The organism is Lederbergia wuyishanensis (genome assembly GCF_022900255.1).
Classification (GTDB): Bacteria; Bacillota; Bacilli; order Bacillales; family Bacillaceae_C; genus Lederbergia; species Lederbergia wuyishanensis.
The window spans coordinates 37,249-49,981 of record NZ_JALIRM010000005.1 but is presented as its reverse complement, the minus strand read 5'-3'; the positions used below and the strand labels follow the sequence as shown (position 1 = coordinate 49,981).

Annotated in this window: 14 protein-coding genes; 9 read left to right on the top strand and 5 right to left on the bottom strand. The window is 37.4% G+C overall.

The features are described from left to right. Nucleotides 1-13: 13 nt before the first annotated feature. Complete coding sequence (locus MT489_RS09790) at nt 14-1,381, bottom strand: FAD-binding oxidoreductase (RefSeq protein WP_244681366.1); 1,368 nt, start codon at nt 1,379-1,381, stop codon at nt 14-16. A 278-nt stretch (nt 1,382-1,659) separates the two neighbouring features. Between MT489_RS09790 and MT489_RS09785 the strand changes: the two genes are divergently transcribed. Beyond that, nucleotides 1,660-2,463 carry an extracellular solute-binding protein gene (locus MT489_RS09785; RefSeq protein ID WP_244681365.1) on the top strand — a complete coding sequence of 268 codons (804 nt, stop codon included), beginning with the start codon at nt 1,660-1,662 and terminating at the stop codon, nt 2,461-2,463. A 300-nt stretch (nt 2,464-2,763) separates the two neighbouring features. Here MT489_RS09785 and MT489_RS09780 read toward each other — a convergent pair whose 3' ends face one another. Then, nucleotides 2,764-2,964, bottom strand: coding sequence for a cold-shock protein (locus MT489_RS09780; protein ID WP_244681364.1), 201 nt, complete (start codon nt 2,962-2,964; stop codon nt 2,764-2,766). A gap of 345 nt (nt 2,965-3,309) precedes the next feature. Here MT489_RS09780 and MT489_RS09775 point away from each other — a divergent pair, with 345 nt between their 5' ends. The 4 genes from MT489_RS09775 to MT489_RS09760 all read left to right on the top strand — a co-directional run bounded on the left by MT489_RS09775 (nt 3,310) and on the right by MT489_RS09760 (nt 7,314). Further along, on the top strand, nt 3,310-3,984 hold the full coding sequence (locus tag MT489_RS09775) for a response regulator transcription factor (RefSeq protein WP_244681363.1): 675 nt from the start codon (nt 3,310-3,312) through the stop codon (nt 3,982-3,984). Further along, the gene (locus tag MT489_RS09770; protein WP_244681362.1) at nt 3,981-5,327 is read left to right on the top strand and encodes a sensor histidine kinase; all 1,347 of its coding nucleotides are present in this window, start codon (nt 3,981-3,983) and stop codon (nt 5,325-5,327) included. The genes MT489_RS09775 and MT489_RS09770 overlap by 4 nt, the downstream gene beginning before the upstream one ends. 267 nt (nt 5,328-5,594) lie before the next feature. After that, nucleotides 5,595-6,689 (top strand): hypothetical protein, encoded by a 1,095-nt coding sequence (locus tag MT489_RS09765; protein WP_244681361.1) that lies wholly within the window; start codon nt 5,595-5,597, stop codon nt 6,687-6,689. Further along, complete coding sequence (locus tag MT489_RS09760) at nt 6,676-7,314, top strand: DUF3995 domain-containing protein (RefSeq protein ID WP_244681360.1); 639 nt, start codon at nt 6,676-6,678, stop codon at nt 7,312-7,314. Before MT489_RS09765 ends, MT489_RS09760 begins: the two co-directional genes overlap by 14 nt. A gap of 146 nt (nt 7,315-7,460) precedes the next feature. Here MT489_RS09760 and bioB read toward each other — a convergent pair whose 3' ends face one another. Both bioB and MT489_RS09750 read right to left on the bottom strand, forming a co-directional pair. Continuing rightward, entirely contained in the window at nt 7,461-8,468 is a 1,008-nt protein-coding gene (gene bioB / locus MT489_RS09755; protein ID WP_244681359.1) for a biotin synthase BioB, read from the bottom strand. A gap of 11 nt (nt 8,469-8,479) precedes the next feature. Beyond that, nucleotides 8,480-9,070, bottom strand: a complete 591-nt coding sequence (locus MT489_RS09750) for a biotin transporter BioY (RefSeq protein WP_244681358.1) — start codon at nt 9,068-9,070, stop codon at nt 8,480-8,482. 152 nt (nt 9,071-9,222) lie between these two features. Between MT489_RS09750 and MT489_RS09745 the strand changes: the two genes are divergently transcribed. Genes MT489_RS09745 through MT489_RS09730 form a run of 4 tightly spaced genes read left to right on the top strand, consistent with a single transcriptional unit; the run spans nt 9,223 to nt 11,250 of the window. Then, nucleotides 9,223-9,720, top strand: a complete 498-nt coding sequence (locus MT489_RS09745; RefSeq protein ID WP_244681357.1) for an RNA polymerase sigma factor — start codon at nt 9,223-9,225, stop codon at nt 9,718-9,720. Continuing rightward, entirely contained in the window at nt 9,713-10,255 is a 543-nt protein-coding gene (locus MT489_RS09740) for a zf-HC2 domain-containing protein (RefSeq protein ID WP_244681356.1), read from the top strand. Before MT489_RS09745 ends, MT489_RS09740 begins: the two co-directional genes overlap by 8 nt. Further along, nucleotides 10,252-10,971: a YfjL-like protein gene (locus tag MT489_RS09735; protein WP_244681355.1), complete on the top strand. Its 720-nt coding sequence runs from the start codon at nt 10,252-10,254 to the stop codon at nt 10,969-10,971. Before MT489_RS09740 ends, MT489_RS09735 begins: the two co-directional genes overlap by 4 nt. 21 nt (nt 10,972-10,992) lie before the next feature. Beyond that, the gene (locus tag MT489_RS09730) at nt 10,993-11,250 is read left to right on the top strand and encodes a DUF2651 family protein (RefSeq protein ID WP_244681354.1); all 258 of its coding nucleotides are present in this window, start codon (nt 10,993-10,995) and stop codon (nt 11,248-11,250) included. A gap of 360 nt (nt 11,251-11,610) precedes the next feature. Here MT489_RS09730 and MT489_RS09725 read toward each other — a convergent pair whose 3' ends face one another. Then, the gene (locus MT489_RS09725; RefSeq protein WP_244681353.1) at nt 11,611-12,648 is read right to left on the bottom strand and encodes a lactonase family protein; all 1,038 of its coding nucleotides are present in this window, start codon (nt 12,646-12,648) and stop codon (nt 11,611-11,613) included. Nucleotides 12,649-12,733: the final 85 nt, after the last annotated feature.

The following is a 12,733-nucleotide window of genomic DNA, read 5'->3' as shown; positions in this document are numbered from 1 at the left end:
ATTGAATTCGTTTTCAATCTTTCGGAAAAATTTTTCCAGGATTTAGAATATCGTTCGGATCGAGTATTTTCTTAATAGACATCATCACATCAAGCGCAGAGCCGTGCTCACTCTTTTGAAATTGAACTTTTCCAACCCCTACTCCGTGTTCACCCGTGCAAGTTCCCCCTACAGATAGTGCATATGAAACTAATTCTCTATTAAACTGATTTGCCTTAGCAATTTCGTCTAAATCGTTGGGATTATACAATAAGGCAGTGTGAAAGTTTCCATCCCCCACATGTCCAAGAACTCCTCCATCCAATCCATATGTATTTAGTTGATTACGTGTATATTCAACAATTTCTGGTAATTTAGAGATTGGCACACATACATCTGTGCTTAAAATAGACAGATGGGGATAGCTATGACTAAAAGCGTAATGAAGATCATGACGTGCTTTCCATAGATGGGCGCGTTTCAATGAATCTGTTTCAAACATAAAGCTACTACAGCCCATGTCTTCTACGATTGTTTTTACGAAATCAATGTCCTCTTCGTTTCCTGATTTATTACCGTGAAATTCAAGAAATAGTGAATGTTCTTCTGGAAAATCTGTTTCACTAAAATGGTTGACTTGCTTAATGCTTCTTGCATCCACTAATTCGACTCTTGCTATTGGAATTCCTGCTGTCAGTATTGCTGCCGCTGCATCGACGCAACTGCGGATTGACGGAAAAGTACAACGTGCAGCAGTAATATTTTCAGGTATGCCGTGAAGCTTTAATGTGATTTTCGTAAAAATGCCTAGGGTCCCTTCTGATCCGATGAAAAGACCATTTAAATGGTATCCAGATGATGATTTCCTTGCCAAGCTGCCTGTCTCGATAACACGTCCATCCGCAAGGACTACCTCCATATTTAAAATTTGATCACGCATTACACCATACCTAACGGCTAGTGTACCACTGGCATTCGTTGCTGCCATTCCGCCAATAGATGCGTCCGCACCTGGATCTACAGGAAAAAACAAGCCGTACTTTTTTAATTCATCATTAAGTTTTAGGCGAGTAATACCCGGTTGAACCGTGACGGTTAGATCCTCTGGTTTTATTTCTATGATATCGGCCATCCGTTCAAAACTTATAGAAATTCCTTTTTTAATTGGAATTGCTTGTCCTTCCAATCCAGATCCTGCTCCATATGGAACTAAAGGAATCTTATATTCATTGGCGAAGCTGACTATTTTTTGAATATCTTCCGTTGATTCCGGAAAAACAACTACATCAGGTTGAACCTTCACATGATGAGATTCGTCACCTGAATGGTGCCTGAGAATCGTTTCGTTTATCGTCGTTTTATCTTTTCCAATCAGAGCACATAAACTTTCATATAGATTCATTGAATACCTCCTTTTTTGAAAAAATGAGACTAATTAAATAATAGTATATAAGATTTACCCTAGAAAATCTTTCAAAAAATAAAACAAAACAAAGTTAGAACGAGGCTTGAATACTGAACTGTATAAGTTGGCCATCGATAAAATAAAAAGCTTGGTTTTTTCCGCTGTTTTAATTTTATAAAAAACAATACTTTTTAACTATTTTTCCATTTTATTCGAACCGTTTTATCCCTCAATTCGTTTCCTTCAATGAAAATATAAAAAATGGAGGAATGATGATGAAAAAGTCTTTTTTAATAGGTGCATTATTTTTGCTTTTGTTCACGACTGCAGGGGTCTCAGTGTACGCGAACATGGATCATTCAACAAAGTCTCAACAGCAACATAAATCTACGAAGAACGACGGAGTCATTAGAGTGTATGGCCCAGGAGGACCTCTAGGACCAATGAAGGAAGCAGCAGAAAAATTTACAGCAGAAACTGGAATTAAAGTGGTAGTTACTGCTGGTCCCGAATCGAATTGGATTGATAGTGCGAAACAAGATGCAGACATCGTTTATGGAGGATCTGAGTATATGCTCCGCAACTTTATATTCAGCCATCCAGGGATGATAAATGAAAAATCACTTACAGAATTATACCCTCGTGCAGCTGGAATTTTAGTACGAAAAGGGAATCCCAAGAATATTCATTCACTTGAAGATCTAACAAAAAGCGGAGTAAAAATTATTGACGTCAACGGCGCTGGCCAGCTTGGATTATGGGAAGATTTAGCGGGAAGAAAGGGACTAATTAGCGGAATCAGTCAGAATATCAATATGTCAGTAAAATCCAGTGCAGAAGCGATTGAGTTATGGAAATCTAATTCCAAATTTGATGCGTGGATTACATATGAATCTTGGCATTATAGACTAAAAGACGTTACCGAATTAGTCGAACTGCCAGAAGCAGAAAAGCTCTATAGAGGAACCCCCATTGCTCTTACAACTAATACTGATAATAAAAAAGAAGCCCAACAATTCATTGATCATCTAAAAACAGATGAATCCCATCTGGTTTTTCAAAAATGGGGATGGAAGTAGAAACATTAGGAAAGTTAAAAAATTCCGGTAAAAGCCGAGCAAAAGCAACACCGCTCGGTCTTTTTATACTTAAGAACAAAAGCGCAAGGTGCGCAGCCTTAGGGGGACAAGCACATGTTCTGAGAAGCAAAAAGTCCGCTTTTTGACTTTTAAGCTTCGCGGGTTTATGACCTCGAGCCGATGGCGCTTAGAGCTAGACGGAAACTACCTTAAAAAAGTTATCCGCAACTTTTCAAATTTAAAATTTCCTAAGCAATTAAAAAAGCATTGGAGAGTTATCCCCAATGCTTCTTTTAGAAATTATAATTTTACAACGTTAGCTGCTTGAGCTCCACGGTTACCTTGAGTAATTTCAAAGCTTACTTTTTGACCTTCTTCAAGAGTTTTGAAGCCGTCGCCAGTGATTGCTGAGAAATGTACGAATACGTCTTCTCCACCTTCAACTTCGATAAAGCCGAAACCTTTTTCAGCGTTAAACCATTTTACTGTACCTTGGTTCATAATATAAAACCTCCAAAAATTTGTTACTTAATAGCGATATAAACAAACATTCACATGCTTTTACGGGTAATATTATCAACAATATAATCCGTAAAAACATGTGAATTATAAGATTTAATACATATTAAGCTTAAATATAATATTACCATCTTTCATATAAAATAACAAGGCATTATGGCAATCATTTTCAAAACTCCGTTTTACAATTCAAATTTCACCTAATGTTTAGCAGAAGTAACATATCATATAGGTGCCTTTTATCTTTCCTTTTTTCATTTAATTCTTGAAATCCAAATTTGTTAGAAGATACACTATGAATATATTTAAAAAGGAACTAAGGATGCGATGAAAATAAATATATTATATATTGAAGATGACCTGGAAATTGGCTCGTGGTTACATGAAGATTTAACAGATCGTGGATATAATGTAACATGGCTTCTTACTGGGGAAAGCGCAATAAAACAAATGAAAGAGATTGACCTCGTCATTCTCGATATTATGCTGCCTGGTTTAGACGGATTTTCTATTGGACAGCGTTTGAAAAAAGAATTTCCAACCACCCCAATACTTTTACTTTCAGCCAGAACCTCCATTGACGACAAGCTGCAGGGACTACATTTTGCGGATGATTATGTAACAAAACCTTTTCATCCCGACGAGCTTGCTGCCAGGGTTGAGGTATTGCTAAGACGATTTGAAAAGATTTCTCCTTCATTCATTCAACTCTCACACCTACGAATATACATGCAGGAAAATCGTATTTTAGATTTAAGAACAAATACAGAAATCGCCTTGACTGCAAAGCAATTTCATATTTTTAAATATTTACTCCGTCATCCGAATCAGATTTTAACGAAGGAACAAATATATGAGGCTATATGGGAAAATCCGTATCTTGAAGGAGATAAAACATTAATGGTACATATCCGACACCTTCGAGAAAAAATTGAGAAAGATCCAAGCAACCCGGAAATTATTGAAACAATCCGTGGAATTGGATATAGGGTGAGACAATGAAATTTCGCCATTCTTTACTTGCAAGATATTTATCTATTATTACAGCAGCATTAATACTATGGCCTTTCGTCATACCAATCTATTATATTCCTTCCATTTTTTTAAATGAAGATATAAAAATAAGGGCGAGCTATATTGATACGAATAAATTAGAGCAGATGTGGCACAGCGAGGCTCTTAAGCTAAACGGAGCAAATAAGGAAAAGATTGAAAAAAAACTGCATACTTTGGCAAAAGAGCATCCTGAAGCTGTAGTGTTCTGGGTCGATTCTACGGGAAAAACAGAGCTGTCCATTGGAAAGCAGAGCATTCCGGAACAATGGACAGAAGCAAAAACGATACAATTTATGAAAAATAGTGTTGGCAGTGGCCCGTATACGATCATTGAATATATTGGCGATGACCCAAGGCAAGGTTTTATGGTATTTCAGATTCCATCCTCCCTAACAAAACCATTATCAGCGAACTTTATTGATGACAAATATTTTATGATTTATGGAATTGCTGTATTCGCTCTATTCCTAGGAATATCGTGGTTGTTTTTCTCTAAAATTCGAAAACGTCTCGTAAAGCTTCAAAATGCTATGACTACCACAGGTGACAATGGAATTCCCGAAAAGGTTATGGTCCGAAAATTAGATGAAATAGGCCAGCTCGGCAAAGCCTTTAATCATATGATTGATGATTTAATGAACGGCAGGAAACGGGAACAAGAGGAAGAAGCCTTAAGAAAGCAGTTGATAGCTAATATTTCTCATGATTTGAGGACGCCGCTTACGACAATCCGCGGTCATGCCCATTCTTTACAAAAAGAAAACCTTTCTCCAAACGGAAAGGAATCTCTTCAGCTAATTGAAAATAAAGTAGATTTGTTAAGCCTGCTGCTCGACAATCTCCTTTCCTACACTTTATTATCTGCGGGAAAATACCCTATTAACAAAAGCAGAACAGATGTCCATCGGATCTTGCGCACCTCTGTCGCAAGCTGGTATCCTATTTTTGAAAAAGAAGGCTTCGAGGTAAATATCCACTTGTTAGAAAAAGCAGTACATTGGGATATCGATCCACATTGGTTCACCCGCATAATGGATAATATTTTTCAAAACGTTATAAGACATGCTAAATCCGGAAAATATGTCGGCATTTATTCAGAGGAAAAAGAAGGAAAATTTATGATTAGCATCAAGGACAAAGGGCCCGGTATGGATAAAAACTCAAGCGAAAAAGGAGTAGGAATTGGCCTTTCCATCATTGAACTAATGCTTCAGGAAATGAACCTCACTTGGGATATTATCAGTACAGCAGAAGGAACAACTATTTATCTTTATGAAAAACTCTTTTAGTATAAAGCGGAATTTATTTTCACCTTAGAAAGTCCTTCAATACCTTTTTTCGTGCTGGTTTCTGACCTCAGGCCAATTACACCTAGGCTAGACAGAACCGTTCGTCCATTCAAACGTAATCACAAAGTAATATTCTATGCCATTGTTAACTTCGAAAAAATTAAACCAAATTTAAACTGAACCCTACCTTCTTATTAACCTTCGGTGGTTAATATGATGGCAGGGTTATTTTTTATTATCCATTAACTAATAGAAAGGTTGTTCGATATGTCAAAAAAACTATTCAAACGTTGGCCAAATTGGATTGGATATATTGCTATCATCTGGTCCGTATTGTACGGAGGCATGCATTTATACTGGTTGCTTGGCAGGAAGGGTTACCCTTTTCAAACAGAAAGAACTGATGACCATTTATTCGGTGCTATGATTAGCTATCTTTCCGCAACTACAGGCGGTATCCTGTTCGCCATTCTTTGTCTCTTGGGAGTTTGTTTTGGATTTATCATGCAGAAGTATAGAAAGCTTCCTTTTCCTCGGTGGATTTTAATCGGCTACTCTTGGGGCTTTGCCTTCAGCTTAATTCTTTTTGTCCCGGATATCAGTCTGATTGCAGCAATGGCTTACGCGTTTTTATTTAAATTCGCTTTAAACTGGCAAATGGTTAATCAAGTTATTTGTCTTATAGGGGCACTCCTTTGGATGTTATCCACGGTAGCTTATCAGCGCAAAACCCGCAATGCATGTGAATATTGTGGAATAAAGGAGAACAAAGGAACGTTTTTATTGGAACGAATGGGTAAGTTGTTTACTATACTTGCAGCCCTTGCACCGATCCCCTATGCCATCACACGTTTTGCTTGGGCACTTAATATCCCCTTAGGAATTGATTCGCAATTCCTAGCGGACTTTTCAACATTAAACCCAGCGGCGCGGGTTACGGAATGGGTATTTGGATTTTTATGTGTAGGTGGGAGTATCCTTACTCTCGGATTGATTCAAAAATGGGGTGAGATTTTTCCACGTTGGTTTCCGGTGATTGGCGGAAAAAGAGTCCCAATTACGCTTGCCGTCATTCCGGCTTCCATCGTGGCACTTGCTGTTACCGCAGCGGGATTTGTCTTTACGTTCCAATTTCTTAGCTTGACTCTGCACTTTACTACAACCGAAAGCATTATCTTTGAGCAATTGTGGGGATCAGTTGGACCGATGGTATTCTGGGTTCCTTGGGGAGTATTTCTTGGGTTGTCTACTATTGCTTACTATTATCGTAGACGCGGCATATGTTCTCATTGTGGAAGAGGAGAAAAACCGATTACCTCTATCTCATCTATAAAAAGGAGAAACGAGTATGTACAAGTCTAAAGAGAAATTAACATTTGAAGAATATTTGAAGAAATCAGTATGGCCTGCTTATGTAGGATGTATTTGGGCAATTCTATATGCGGTTTTCGTTCGTTTTTTAGAAGCTGCGGGTGGTGGAATTATTTCTACGAATGGTCAATTTGAAGATCCGGAAGCATTATCAATGGCTAGCTACATCGCAGGAGTTGTGATAATGTTTTGTGGTTTTTGCTTACTAGGACTAGTCAAACCCTGGGGAAAAATTGTTCCTCTGTGGATTCCGATGATTGGCGGAAGGAAAATCCATCCGCTCGTTATGCTTATCCCTACCCTTTTCGGTACCGCTTTTTTACTTGCCCATGCAATTAGTGGAATGCTGACAAAGACCCTCTTTTTGGCTGGGATCATTAATATTAATTTTCCTGGTTGGGTAGAATTGAATGCTCACAGCTTAGCACTATGGGATCTTTTCTTTTACGAACCATGGTTTCTCATAATGGGCTTGCTTGCCGGATTATCGGCCGCACATTACGCACTCACTTCCACCATTCGACCTACTATAATCAAAAGATTTTCTATTTACTATTTGCTGTTTGTTTTACTGCTGATCATACTTTTTGTAGTAGGGACCATTGTTAAACTTTGAAGATTTATTTTGTAGCTTTCTTAAAGATGCGAATGGAGATGATTATAAATATAGTCTAGTAAACTAGTATTTGACCAAACAAATAGACGTACGGTCCCTATTCTGTGGACATGTACGTCTATGAAAAGCCACTTAAGCTACTCTTTTTATAGAGCTTTTGCAATCTCTCTATCTAGTGGCTCAAGATCCACTGCAAATCCCATATCCTCCAACATTTGCTTATCCGCCAATCCTTCCTGCCCTTCTGTCGTTAAGTAATCTCCGATAAAGATTGAGTTGGCAGGGTATAAACCAAGTGGTTGTAAGCTTCTTAAATTCACTTCACGTCCGCCAGAAATTCGGATTTCTTTTGACGGATTGATAAAGCGAAATAAGCATAGTACTTTTAGGCAATATCGTGGATTTAGTTCATCCGTTCCTTCGAGCGGAGTTCCATCAATTGCATGTAAAAAATTCACCGGGATTGAATCAGTGTCCAATATTCTTAAACTGCGAGCCATATCAATAACATCTTCCAGTGTTTCTTTCATTCCAATAATGACTCCTGAACATGGTGAAATACCAGAATTTTTAACGATACCAACTGTATTTACGCGATCGTCGTATGTATGTGAGGTTGTAATATTAGAATGATGCTGACTTGATGTATTAATATTGTGATTGTAACGATCAACCCCGGCCTCTTTTAGTTTTTCGGCTTGTTCAGGCTTCAAAATTCCAAGACAAGCGCAAACCGTCATATGTCGATACTCCTCTTTTATTTCCTTTACTGCACTAGCGACAATATCCAATTCTCTACTAGCTGGTCCCCTGCCACTTGCTACAATACAATACGTCCCTGCATTTAACTTTGCCGCTCTTTTGGCACCTTCGACGATTTCATCTTTTTTCATCATTGAATATTTTTCAATTGGTGCCTTAGAAACGATGGATTGAGCACAGTAACCACAGTTTTCCGGACATAAACCTGATTTTGTATTGATGATCATATTTAATTTCACTTTATTGCCATAAAAATGCTTACGAACGCGGTAGGCTGCATGTAGCAAAAGTAACAATTCATCATCAGGACATTGCAGTACAGCAAGGGCTTCCTCATTCGTTAATTCTACTCCTCCCAATGCTTTTTCTGCTAATTTATCAAAATCATACATGTCTAAACCACCTATCTCGATCTTTTAACAATATTTTGCATTCTATGGGCGAACATACCTGCCAAAACGGCAAGAAAAATATCTTTTGGAAACGGAACAGCCATCCACATCCAAGCCACCTTATAAGAAAACGCAGCCGGAGCCTGTACCCATACTTTATAAGCTAAATACATTAAATTTGTACCGATTAAATAGCTCAAGAGAGTTCCAATTAAAGCTGCGATAATATAAGAATGTAGTTTATTACTTTTTTCAATGATTTTCCCAGTTACATATGCTGTTACTATAAAAGATAGAATGAATCCGAATGTTGAACTAAGGATCTGGGTAGGTCCCCCCATAAATTTCGCGAACACCGGCGCACCTGCAAGTCCGATAAACATATATACCGCCATAGAAATCGCTCCGAGACGACTTCCCAAAAACGCTCCAGCCAATACAGCAAAGAACGTTTGCAAAGTAATTGGTACTCCCCCGATGGTCATGAACGGAATAAAAGATGTGATATTTGCTCCAATCATCATTAATGCAGAGAACATACTGACATATACCATATCTAGCGTTCTCAGCTTATTTTTTGTTTTTACTGTAGCAGTACTCATTCTTTCACCTCAAATTTTTACTATAATAAGAGAATAATGGTATGACTATTATATGTCAACTTGAAATAATTTATGGTTAACATATTTTTATTTGTAACGAAAACATTTTTCATGGTACTAAATTAGTGAAGAGCTTTAGGGAGGAGGGCGACATGAGCGAGCTTGAAAGGCTATATGAAGAAATTCAGCCAAAAATTTACGCTTTTTTCTATATAAAAACATCTGATAAATCTGCTGCAGAAGATTTAACTCATGATGTATTTTACGAAGCAATTAAAGGGATTCATTCATTCGCTGGAAAATCCTCGCTTCAAACTTGGGTATTTTCCATTGCTAAAAATGTATTGAGAAAATATTATCGATCAAAAAAATATGCTACCGGCCTTCACGAAAAGCTCACTCATGATGTCCCTGAACTACCAAGTTCTCCCGAAGATGTATATATGATGAAGGAAGGACATGTAAATTTATTACAAAGAATCAGTAGCTTAGATGAAGTCCAGAAAGAAATAATAACGTTGCGACTATATGGTGAATTGTCTTTTAAAGAAATTGGAGAACTCATCAATAAAAGCGAAAACTACGTAAGAGTCACATTTCATCGGGCGAAACTGCGACTTCAAAAAGAAATGGGGTTGAACCATGAATAAAGACTGCTCAATAGTAGAAGATCTGCTGCCCCTTTATAACGAAGGATTACTTCAAGACGAAACGACAGAATGGGTGGAGACACATTTAGAAAATTGTGAGAGCTGCCGTGAACTAGCACTTCTTTCAAAGGAACCTATTGAAAAAGAAAATATTACTTCTACTGTCGATACAGAAAGTATGATAAAAAAAATAAACTTAAAACTATCTATTTATCAAATTATTTTTGTAGCCATTTCATTTATTTTTGCAATAAAAACATCATTATTGCATGAAAGCTTTGGATTTATATTGACCTACCCTATCCTTGGTTTAATTACATTTTTATTTTACCAACGATTTTTAATTGTAGCTGTGATCGCTTTTTTACCGAATTTTATTTGGTCATTGATTGATATTGCATCAGGTGCCCCCATTACACTTGATGCCATCATCGGTTCCATCTTCCTAGCTTCAATACATTTAGCTTTTGCATTGGTTGGCAGTGTAATTGGCTTATTAATTTTAAAACTTAGAGAAAGAGGTCCAGCATCATGACTACGAAGAAATGGATTTATTTGATCTTGATTATTATTCTTGTTGTACCTATTTTATTTTTCTACAATGCATTTAATGGGAATCCAGCGTGGAAGTATTTTTCAGAAAGGTCATTAAAAAGTTATTTGAAGGACACTTATCCTGGTCAAGAGTTTGTCATTCGTGACGGCCACTATAATTTTAAGTTTAGTGAATATTCATTTACAGTAAGGAAAATTGGTGACGAAAGTCAAAAAGACTACGAGCTTAATGTTGCTGGTTTTTGGAAGCCCGCTGTCCGGTATGACGGAATCTATTATGACAATTTAGATCAACCACTTATTGAAAAATTGGAAAGAGAAGCAGTTGCAGAGTTTAAGGAACTTATGAAAGATAGGGTTAAAATTGTAGATATGGGTTTACAAATTGAAGTTTTGCAAGGTACGTATAGCTCTGACACGAAATGGAGCAAAGATTTAAAGCTTGAAAAACCATTTCACATCCACCTTATCGTTGATGTTACGAATATGAGTAAAGAGGATGTCTTAGAGACAGTACGTTCCATTCAACAGACGCTTAATTCAGAACATTATGCGTATAGTGGTGTTAGCTTTAACGGTAATTTATTTGATAATGAAAAGATATCAAAAGATGATTTTGGGTATCTCAAGTATTCAGTTGGTTTTGATAAAGATTCAAACATCAAGTTAAACGATATTGAGGAATACAATCAATAATATTTTGAGGAGATGATTTATATGTGGGAAATTCCATTTTACGCAATTCTAATGCCTATTATTACCATCGCACTATCATTAATTGGTGCGATTAAGTTGAAAAATTATTATTTGGCACCACTTACTATTTTTGTAGGTCTGAACGTGTTGACTATCGTATTACCATTGGTTCAAAACGTGGGATGGCAAGCATTATTCGGTTGGGCTGCATTTTATACAGTAGTTTCATTAATTATTTCTTTAATTGTAAAATTAGTAAGTGCAAAAGTAGCAGCCTAATCAGAAAAGCGCAAGCTCCTGTTCCGCGACGTACAGGCCAACAGGATGTGGGTCCGTCGAGGTTGCCACAAGGTCGATGTTTCTCTTTATGGTTCTGACGAGATAAAGAAGGCACGATCAGTCTTGGCGAACCGATGTTGACTTATCGTAGGATAAAAACGAAAGTTATGCTAGTCGCTAGGCGCTAGAGCTAAATAACGAAAACATTAGTACAAAATATAGACCTAATAAAATTTATACTTTATGATTTAATTAAAATAAGGCATTGGTTCGAAAACCAATGCCTTTTCCTATAAACAAGTATGTTAATTGCCGTTACAATCAGCGATTAAAGCATAGGACTGTACGTAAAACAAACAATTATTTTAAAAACTTCACACAGACAACTTCAGGAACTGAAACTTCAGAATTAAGCTTCGTCAACTTCCCAGTTTGCTGATCCCTTGCGAATAATACAAGATTCCCTGTATTTTGATTGGAAGCAATCAAAAACGATTCGCTTGGGTCCAATACGAAATCACGTGGCCACTCTCCGCCTGATGGAGTGTGCTCAACGAAAGTAAGTTCACCTGAATTAGTATCCACACTAAACACGGCTATGCTATTATGTCCGCGATTTCCGGTATAAACAAAGCGACCGTCTGAAGAAATATGGATGGCACTCGCATCATTTGTTTCGGTAAAATCTTCTGGGATTGCACGTATGTATTGCTTTTCCGTAAAGCTACCTTCTTCAGCGTTATAATCCAGAACGACAACTTCCGAACTTAGTTCTGTTAATAAATACGCCACTTTTCCATTCGGATGAAAACTAAGATGACGTGGACCACTACCCGCTCTTACCTTTAAAGTATTTACTCTTTCGAGAGCGGCAAGATCAACTTTATATGTGACAACCTCATCTGTACCAAGATCCGCAACAACTACAAACTTTTTGTCCGGTGTAAATCCGGTATAATGGACATGCGATTTTTCCTGGCGGACATGCGGCCCTGTCCCTTCATGTTTATAAACAAATGATACCGGATTGATTCCATCATTATTTGTTTTATACAACTCGACTGTGCCCTCGTGGTAATTCCCAGTTACAAGATCATTTTGAAATACATCTAAATGACATGGAGGTGCCCCTTCTTGTACTTCAGCATTTAAAAAGTTTAATTCCCCAGTTTCAGAATCTACGGAAAATGTTGCTACACCACCCGACTTTTCTTGCTGAGCCACGGAATATAAATATCGGTTTTCTTCACTGATCGCTAAATATGTAGGACTGCCAACTTTTGCAGCTACTTCTACATTCGTCAACTCCGCTTTTTCTGTATCTAACACAAAGCGATAAATTCCTTTGCTCGTTTGCCTAGTGTAAGTACCAGCAAAGCCTATGTATTTTTTGCCCATTACCTGACTCCCTTTCTAAATTTTCTGTTACTATTATACCACGAATAATGGCGAAAGCGCCTTCTACTTTCTTGATCGATATTCG